General features: G+C 69.8%; 10 protein-coding genes, 1 tRNA gene and 1 pseudogene. 3 read left to right on the top strand and 9 right to left on the bottom strand.

Annotated features, from left to right (window positions below; genetic code table 11):
• From IE311_RS23280 to IE311_RS23260, 5 genes and pseudogenes are all read right to left on the bottom strand, one after another.
• Window positions 1–565, bottom strand: a pseudogene (locus IE311_RS23280) (class E sortase); the annotation flags it as partial.
• Window positions 562–1,200, bottom strand: a complete 639-nt coding sequence (locus IE311_RS23275; RefSeq protein ID WP_189833717.1) for an aminodeoxychorismate/anthranilate synthase component II — start codon at window positions 1,198–1,200, stop codon at window positions 562–564. The pseudogene IE311_RS23280 and the gene IE311_RS23275, both read right to left, overlap by 4 nt.
• Window positions 1,197–1,358: a hypothetical protein gene (locus IE311_RS23270; protein ID WP_189833716.1), complete on the bottom strand. Its 162-nt coding sequence runs from the start codon at window positions 1,356–1,358 to the stop codon at window positions 1,197–1,199. Before IE311_RS23270 ends, IE311_RS23275 begins: the two co-directional genes overlap by 4 nt.
• Before the next feature lie 64 nt (window positions 1,359–1,422).
• Window positions 1,423–2,091 carry a class E sortase gene (locus IE311_RS23265; RefSeq protein WP_189833715.1) on the bottom strand — a complete coding sequence of 223 codons (669 nt, stop codon included), beginning with the start codon at window positions 2,089–2,091 and terminating at the stop codon, window positions 1,423–1,425.
• A gap of 44 nt (window positions 2,092–2,135) precedes the next feature.
• Window positions 2,136–2,903: a DUF881 domain-containing protein gene (locus IE311_RS23260; protein ID WP_189833714.1), complete on the bottom strand. Its 768-nt coding sequence runs from the start codon at window positions 2,901–2,903 to the stop codon at window positions 2,136–2,138.
• A gap of 140 nt (window positions 2,904–3,043) precedes the next feature.
• On the opposite strand from IE311_RS23260, the gene crgA reads away from it, so the two are divergent.
• Window positions 3,044–3,298 carry a cell division protein CrgA gene (gene crgA, locus IE311_RS23255; protein ID WP_030321260.1) on the top strand — a complete coding sequence of 85 codons (255 nt, stop codon included), beginning with the start codon at window positions 3,044–3,046 and terminating at the stop codon, window positions 3,296–3,298.
• Window positions 3,299–3,592: 294 nt separating this feature from the next.
• Here the strand turns inward: crgA and IE311_RS23250 are convergent, their stop codons facing one another.
• Together IE311_RS23250 and IE311_RS23245 are read right to left on the bottom strand one after the other, a co-directional pair.
• Entirely contained in the window at window positions 3,593–4,477 is an 885-nt protein-coding gene (locus IE311_RS23250; RefSeq protein ID WP_189833713.1) for a rhomboid family intramembrane serine protease, read from the bottom strand.
• A gap of 22 nt (window positions 4,478–4,499) precedes the next feature.
• On the bottom strand, window positions 4,500–5,027 hold the full coding sequence (locus IE311_RS23245; protein ID WP_189833712.1) for a peptidylprolyl isomerase: 528 nt from the start codon (window positions 5,025–5,027) through the stop codon (window positions 4,500–4,502).
• A gap of 175 nt (window positions 5,028–5,202) precedes the next feature.
• Here IE311_RS23245 and IE311_RS23240 point away from each other — a divergent pair, with 175 nt between their 5' ends.
• The gene (locus IE311_RS23240) at window positions 5,203–5,913 is read left to right on the top strand and encodes a DUF5324 family protein (protein WP_189833711.1); all 711 of its coding nucleotides are present in this window, start codon (window positions 5,203–5,205) and stop codon (window positions 5,911–5,913) included.
• Window positions 5,914–6,496: 583 nt separating this feature from the next.
• On the opposite strand, the gene IE311_RS23235 is transcribed toward IE311_RS23240, so the two are convergent.
• Window positions 6,497–6,883: a DUF6344 domain-containing protein gene (locus tag IE311_RS23235; RefSeq protein ID WP_189833710.1), complete on the bottom strand. Its 387-nt coding sequence runs from the start codon at window positions 6,881–6,883 to the stop codon at window positions 6,497–6,499.
• Window positions 6,884–7,282: 399 nt separating this feature from the next.
• A tRNA-Ala gene (locus IE311_RS23230) sits at window positions 7,283–7,355 on the bottom strand.
• Between the two features lie 128 nt (window positions 7,356–7,483).
• Here IE311_RS23230 and IE311_RS23225 point away from each other — a divergent pair.
• On the top strand, window positions 7,484–8,032 hold the full coding sequence (locus tag IE311_RS23225; RefSeq protein WP_189833709.1) for a helix-turn-helix domain-containing protein: 549 nt from the start codon (window positions 7,484–7,486) through the stop codon (window positions 8,030–8,032).
• Window positions 8,033–8,076: the final 44 nt, after the last annotated feature.

The following is an 8,076-nucleotide window of genomic DNA, read 5'->3' as shown; positions in this document are numbered from 1 at the left end:
CCTGCGCGGTGCCGGACGCGGTGGACGCGCCGGCGGGCGGGCCGCCGCTCGCGGCCTTCCCCCGGCCGACCCTGGCGGCGGCACGGCGGCGCTCGGCCCGGCCGGGCCCGGGAAGGGGCTCCACGGCCTCCAGGACCGTCGTGTCACCCGGGGAGGAGCGCGGGGCCTCTTCCGTCTTGTACGGCTCGTACGAGGGCACGTAGGGGTCTTCGTACGGGGTCTCGTAGGCGGGTTCAGGGTCCGGGTAGGGCTGCTGGGGTTCCCGGTACGGCTGTTGGGGTTCCGGGTGGGGCCGCCGAGGCTCGCTGTAGGGCCCTGGGGGCTCCGGGTAGGTCTGCTCCGGGGCGGGGGCCTGCCCGTACGAGGAGCCTCCCTCGTACGCGGGTGTCTCCCCGTAGGCAGGGGGTTCCGCGTACCCCGGGGTTTCCGCGTACCCGGGGGTTTCCGCGTACCCGGGGGACGCGGCCTGTTCCCCGTACGTCGAGGGGGCCCCGTACGGGTCGGCGGGTATCGGCTCGGGTCCCGGCTCGTTCGTCGCCCGGAACCACGGAGAGCCCGTCGTCACGCGACGGCCTTGCCCACCACCGGCGCGAGCCCCGCCGACCGTCCGACCGCCCCCTTGTCACCGCACTGCTCCAGCCAGTTGGCGAGCATCAGGTGTCCGTGCTCGGTGAGGACCGACTCGGGGTGGAACTGGACTCCTTCGACCGGGAGTTCCCGGTGGCGCAGGCCCATGATGATGCCGTCCGCGGTCCGCGCGGTGACCTCGAGCTCGTCCGGCACGGTGGCGGGCTCGGCGGCCAGCGAGTGGTAGCGGGTCGCGGTGAACGGAGAGGGCAGCCCGGCGAACACGCCCCGGCCCTCGTGCGTGACCGGGGAGGTCTTGCCGTGCAGCAGTTCGGGCGCGCGGCCGACGACTCCGCCGTAGGCCACGGCCATCGACTGCATGCCGAGGCAGACGCCGAAGACGGGCACGCCGGTGGCCGCGCAGTGGCGGACCATGTCGATGCAGACTCCGGCCTCTTCGGGCGTGCCGGGCCCGGGTGAGAGCAGGACGCCGTCGAAGCCGTCCTGGGCGTGGCTCAACTCGACCTCGTCGTTGCGGAGCACTTCGCACTCGGCGCCGAGCTGGTAGAGGTACTGAACGAGGTTGAAGACGAAGCTGTCGTAGTTGTCGACGACGAGAATTCGCGCGCTCACTGGCCGTCCACCGTCACATCGTTGAACGGAAGCAGCGGCTCCGCCCAGGGGAACACGTACTGGAAGAGGGCGTAGACGACCGCGAGCACCAGCACGACCGAGAGCAGCGCCCGTACCCATGCGTTGCCCGGCAGATGCCGCCAGATCCAGCCGTACATGACGTCGACAGCCCCTTCCGTTCGTTACGGGGACCAGAGTACGGGGCGACGGGGCCGTGAGGGGTCAGCTGTCCAAAGCCTGTGGACGGCCGTCGGCGACCGGCCGGGTGGCGTCGAGGTGCGCCCAGACGACGAGCCGGTGGCTGCTGCCCCACTCGGGGTCGCAGGTGGTGAGGGTGAGATAGCGGCCGGGCCCGTCGAAGCCCGACTTCACCGGTACGGGATCGATGACGCCGATGTCGGTGGGCACGGTCCGGTACGGCGCGCGGTCCACGCGGTAGGTGAACCAGGTCGTCCCGTCGGTGAGGACGATCGCGTCGCCCTCGCGCAGCCGGGGGAAGTCCTTGAAGGGGTCGCCGTAGGTGCGGCGGTGGCCTGCGACGGCGAAGTTGCCGGTGGCGCCGAGCCGGCCGGAGTTCGCGTAGTGCCCGAGGCCCTTCTTCAGGGTGGCGACCTCGGTGCCCTGGAGGACGGGCCACTTCCAGTCCTTGCCGAGCCGGGGGACGTACATGACGGCCATCCCCTTGCCGCGCACGTACGGCACGGCCTCGGGGGCGGGCTCTGCGGGCCGGACGGGGACGTCGGTCCACTCCCGCTGGAGGGTGTCGATCTGGCCGGCGCTCGCGCTCTGGGCCTGGACGCCGGTCCAGTACAGGACGTACACGACGAAGAGGACGATCAGGGTGCCGACCGTGAGGCACAGCTCGCTGAAGGTCCTCACGACGAGACGCAAGCGCCCCTCCCGCAGTCAACGCACCGGGTGTCGGCCCACCGCGGTCAGCTCACCGGCTTCGCGTAGTGGAGGTCCACTGTGCCCGAGTACCCGGGAAGAGTCACCGCCCTGTGCTCGTCGACTTTCCAGCCGAGCCCGTACGCCTTCACGTACAGCTGGTAGTTCTGGATGGCCGGGGAGCCCGCGAGCGCCCTGTTCAGCTTTCCGCGGTCGCCGACCGCGGTGATCTTGTACGGGGGCGAGTAGACGCGTCCCTGGAGGATCAGGGTGTTGCCGACGCAGCGCACGGCGCTGGTGGAGATGAGCCGCTGGTCCATCACGCGGATGCCTTCGGCGCCGCCCTGCCACAGGGCGTTGACGACGGCCTGGAGGTCCTGCTGGTGGATGACCAGGTCGTTGGCCTGCGGCTCGGGGTAGCCGGGGGCGGCCTGGGCGTTCGGAGGGGCATCATTGAGGGTGACGGTGAGACCGGAGCCGGAGACCTCGGTGGTGCCCGCCGCCGCCTCCAGCGCGTCGAGTCTCGCGTCCTCCGCGCGGGTGGATCCGTCGTCGCGGGCGGCGAGGGTGTCGACCTGGGAGCGGAGGGCGGAGGTGGACTCGTCGAGGCCCGCGTTCTTGTGGCTGCGTTCCTCGATCAGGTCGGAGAGCCGCAGGAGGGAGGCGTCGGTGCGGATATTGGTGCCCTTGGCGGTGTTGAAGCTCGTGACGAAGATCAGACCGGCGAGGGCGAAAACGGCAAGGGTGAGCACCCGGACGGGGCGCCACCTCTCGGTGCGGCCAGGTCCTTCGGGAGTGCCGGCGGAATTGGTCAACGTACCCTGATCCCCTTCGGTGCCGCGGAACCACTACGCTAACGGACGCCTGGGGGACGCAGTCGTCCTCCTTCGTCACATCCCGGCGCCAGCCACAGTTCCCTGCGCGGTCACGCAGCGCATCGACAGGAGAGTCCCTCGTGCCGAAGTCACGTATCCGCAAGAAGGCCGACTTCACGCCCCCGCCCGCGAAGCAGGCCACCAGTATCAAGCTGACCAACCGCAGCTGGGTGGCGCCTGTGATGCTGGCGCTGTTCGCCATCGGTCTGGTGTGGATCGTGGTCTTCTACGTCACCGACGGGTCGATGCCGATCGAGTCGATCCGGAACTGGAACATCGTGGTGGGCTTCGGCTTCATCGCGGCCGGTTTCGGCGTCTCCACGCAGTGGAAGTAGCGGCGATCTAGCGTCAGTACGGGCCGCTCGTCAAGCTCTCCCCTGAACTTATCCACAGCGTTGTGCACAGCACTGGATAACTTACGAAGATCTGTGGATAACTCGCACGAGGTTGACGCCGGTATGACCGGAATCACCCTCGCCGGAGCCCAGAACGCCCCTCGCCTCCCTGGAGAAACGCCAGGTCAGAGGCGAGGGGCGCGGTCTTTCCCCACAGAGTGCCGAGAGGCCGCCACGCACTGTGGATAACTCTGGGGAAAGCTCACAGAAGAGCTCGTCCACAGCGCTGTGCGCTCAGGTGAGCGCCGACGAGCGGGCCAGGACGATCCCCAGGTCGATCAGGAGCATCAGCCCGCAGGCCCCGTACTGCACCAGGTCCCGGCGCGCCCGGGGCGCGTGCACCAGTGCGTACGTCACCAGGACGCCCGCGACCAGACCGCCGACGTGGGCCTCCCAGGAGATCCCCGGACGGGTGAACGTCATGAGCAGCGACAGGGCCACGAAGAGGACCACCGGACGCATGTCGTGGCGCCGGCGCCGGGCCAGCACCACCCAGGCGCCGATCAGGCCGTAGACGACGCCGGAGGCGCCCAGCGAGGGCTGGTTGGGCGCGGCGACGAGATAGGCCAGCGCGGAGCCGGAGAGACCGGAGAGCAGGCACAGGGCCGCGTACCGGATCCGGCCCAGCTCCGGCTCGACGATCCCGCCGATCACCCACAGGCCCAGCACGTTGAAGAGGATGTGCCAGACCTCCTGGTGGAGGACGGTCGCGGTCAGCAGCCGGTACCACTCGCCGTCCGCGACCCCGACGACCTCGCCGAGCGCAGGGCTGAAGGCATAGCCGATGAGGACGAGCTCGTCGACGAGCCGGTCGCCGAACGCCAGAACGGCGAGGTACACCGCGAGATTGATCCCGATGAGGATCTTGGTGACCAATCGGTCGTCCGACACCACCCGGCCGCCGGCGAGCGTCCGCGGCTGGTTGGCGTCGGCCGCGTGACCGGTCCCCGAGCCGTTGCGCACACAGTCGGGGCACTGGAAGCCGACGGAGGCGGAGACCATGCACTGCGGGCAGATCGGCTTCTCGCAGCGCGTGCAGCGGATGCCGGTCTCGGCCTCCGGGTGCCGGTAGCAGCGCGGCAGGCCCTCGTGGGCCCGCTCGGAGGGTTTCGGTTCCATGAGAGGTGCCGTCCCTTCCGAGTCAGCGCTTCTCGATCACCACGGACTCGATGACCACGTCTTGGAGCGGCCGCTCGGTGTGCGGGTCGGTCGCGGTGGTCGCGATCGCGTCGACGACCTTCCGGCTCTCCTTGTCCACGACCTCGCCGAAGATGGTGTGCTTGCGGTTCAGCCAGGTCGCGGCCCCGACGGTGACGAAGAACTGCGAACCGTTGGTGCCCGGCCCCGCGTTCGCCATGGCCAGCAGGTAGGGGCGGTCGAAGAAGAGCTCCGGGTGGAACTCGTCGGCGAACTCGTAGCCGGGGCCGCCCGTGCCGTTCCCCAGCGGGTCGCCGCCCTGGATCATGAAGCCCTTGATCACCCGGTGGAAGACCGTGCCGTCGTAGAGCGGGTCCGAGGAGACCTTGCCGGTCGCCGGGTGCGTCCACTCACGCTCACCACCGGCGAGCTCGACGAAGTTCCGGACCGTCTTCGGGGCGTGGAACGGCATCAGCCGCACCTCGATGTCACCCAGGCTCGTCTTGAGGATCGCGTACAGCTGCTCGGCCACGGTCGCCTTCCGTCCACGTCATGTCGCGTCATGTCACGTCTGTCTCTGGCGTGTCCGATCCTCGCATGCCCCGGATGCCCGCCCCACATGCCGGACTTTGCTCCGGGGGGCATGATTCCGAAAAGGATGGAAAGGCGAAAACCCGACATCGTCGCCACCGAGGAGGAGGAATCCCGTGACCCGCATGGACAGCGTGCGCGCCGCGTCAGATTCGGCGAAGGAGAGCGTCCTGCACGCCGCGGAAGTGGTGGCGCCGTACGCCGGCACGGCGAAGGACCAGGCCGCGCACTACGCCCACGAGGCGCGTGTGCTGATCGCACCGAAGGTCTCGAAGGCCGCTCGACAGGCCCGGGCGCAGGCCCGTGAGCAGTACGACTCGTACGTCGCACCGCATGTACCGCCGCGGGTCGACGCGGCCGCGCAGATCGCGGCGGTCAAGACCCGCTCGGCCTACCGTCAGGCGGCCGACTACACCGTTCCACGTGTCGAGCACGCGGTCGCCGCGACCGGTCCCGTCCTCGAGGAGGCCGGGTCGCGTTCCACTGCCGCCTGGGCCGCGCTGCGCGGTCAGGTGACGCCGAAGGAAATCCAGAAGATCGTGAAGAAGCACGAGCGACAGGCCAGGGCCGGACGCCTCGCCAAGGGCCTGTTGGTCCTGGGCATTCTCGTCGGCGGCGCCTACGCCGCCTGGAGGTGGTGGGACAAGCAGGCCAATCCCGACTGGCTGGTCGAACCGCCCGCTCCCACCGATGTGGACGAGGGCACCGTGCTGACGTCCGTCGACGACAGTGAGGCTCCCCTCGACCCGGAGGTGGAGGCGAAGGAGACCGAGGCCGAAGCCGCGGCCGCAGCCGAGAAGGCCGCCGAACGCGACAAGCGCCGCTGACCGACCGGGTACTGCCGGCACTGCTGAACTGCTGGGCACCACTGGCACCGCCGGCACTGCTGAACTGCTGGGCACTGCTGGCGCTGCTGAGGTGCTGGGCACCACTGGCGCTGCCGGCACTGCTGAGCTGCTGGGCTTTGCTCTGCTGGGTTCTGGCGGGCGAGGCCTGCTCCGTGCTGCCGGGTTCCGGCGAGGCCTTGCCGGGTGCTGCTGGGTGCTGCACGGGTGCCGCGGTACTGACGGGTGTTGCTGGGCTCCACGGGTTCCTGCCGACTTCTGCGGGGTCCCGCTGGGGTCCAGCTCGCCTTTACGCGGTCCAGCCGGGTCCTGAGGGATCTGGCCGGATCCTGCCGTGGCGCTCCTGCGGTCCTGCGGTTCCTGCTGCGGTGGCGCCAGGAGTCTCGCCGTGCCTGCTGCGGTGGCGCCGGGATCCTCTGTGCTCCTGCCGCGGTGCTACCGGGGTCCTGCGGGTCCTGATGAAGCCCCGCGAGCCGGGTTCCTCCGCGGTGACGGTGTGAGGCCCGAGGCGCGTGACGTGCCGGTCGTGAGGTGTGGGGAGTGCGCATGATCGTCTCCCCGCGCCCTACGCGGCAGCGGCGAGCGCCGACTCCGTCAGCGCGGCCGGCTCGTCGTTCTCGGCCACGGCGCTCGCGCCGGCCGCGGAACGGTGCCGGGCGGCGGGGGAGGAACCGTGCGCCTCGGCGGCGATGCGCTGCTTGATGGTGGGCGGCAGGGAACGGTCACCGGCGACCGGCCACTGATGCGCCCGCTGTGCCGGTACGGAGGCGAGAGCGGCGCGCTCCCCGACGACGGGGGCGGTACCGGCGGCCGTGCCGGCCGGCTCCTCGGGCTGCTGCACGGCCGGCTGCTGGGTCGCGGCGGCGGTGCCCGCCAGGCCGACGGAGGCGAGCAGGGCGAAGAGGACGGAGATGAAGGCGGTCCAGAACTGCTTGACCTTGGCGGTGGCCATGGCCCCTCACTTTCGTGACGTTCCCGAATGGTTCATTTCGGTTTGCGCGCTTTACGTACTTTCCTCATGATGTGGATGCGCTCCCGATTTCCACGGAACACCGCCGCTGCCGCGCAGTTCTTCCGATGAACACCACCCGTCCGGACCAGTGCCCCCTCATGCGGAGAGCTCCGGGCCCGCGGGGGAGCGGCCCGAAAGGTCTCGTGGAGCCACTCGTGGAGTCGACGTGGAGTCGACGCGGAGTCGACGCGGAGTCGTCGCGGAGCCGCCCGTGGAGGTCTCCCCGCCCGCCGCCCCGGAGCCGGGAAACCCGCCCGCTAAATCGGGAGAAATCGGCCTTCCGTGGCACAAAAACACCCCCCTGACTGCGTTTTCGCAGGTCAGAGGGGTGCATTCACGTGGAGCCTAGGGGAGTCGAACCCCTGACATCTGCCATGCAAAGACAGCGCTCTACCAACTGAGCTAAGGCCCCGGAACGAGGACAGCGTACCGGGTCACCCCCCATGTCCGGCAAAAGGATTGGGACTCCCGGTCGGCGACCACTCTCCGTAAGATGCTCGTCGAGGTTCGCAGTGGCGAACCGAGGGATGGGGAGAAGACATGGACGCAGCGCAGCAGGAAGCCACGGCGAGAGCCAGAGAGCTTCAGCGCAGTTGGTACGGAGAGCCGCTGGGGGCGCTCTTCCGTAGGCTGATCGACGATCTCGGGCTCAATCAGGCCAGGCTCGCGGCCGTGCTCGGACTGTCCGCGCCCATGCTGTCCCAGCTGATGAGCGGCCAGCGGGCCAAGATCGGAAACCCGGCCGTGGTCCAGCGTGTCCAGGCGCTCCAGGAGCTCGCGGTGCAGGTCGCCGACGGCAGTGTCAGCGCCGCCGAGGCCACCGACCGGATGGACGAGGTCAAGAAGTCGCAGGGCGGCTCGGTCCTGACCAGCACGGGTCAGACCACCACCGGTTCCGGTGCTCCGACCGTCCGCCGGGTGGTCCGCGAGATCCAGTCGCTGCTGCGCTCCGTAGCCGCGGCGGGCGACATCATCGATGCCGCCGACTCCCTCGCCCCTGCCCACCCGGAACTGGCAGAGTTCCTCCGGGTGTACGGCGCCGGGCGCACCGCGGACGCGGTCGCCCACTACGAGTCGCACCAGAACTGACGCCGCCGGCAGCCGGCCGGCATCGCTGAAAGACGAAGCAACGG

The sequence above is a fragment of the Streptomyces zaomyceticus genome (assembly GCF_014656215.1).
GTDB classification, from domain to species: Bacteria; Actinomycetota; Actinomycetes; order Streptomycetales; family Streptomycetaceae; genus Streptomyces; species Streptomyces zaomyceticus.
This window is presented reverse-complemented; position numbering and strand designations above follow the sequence as displayed.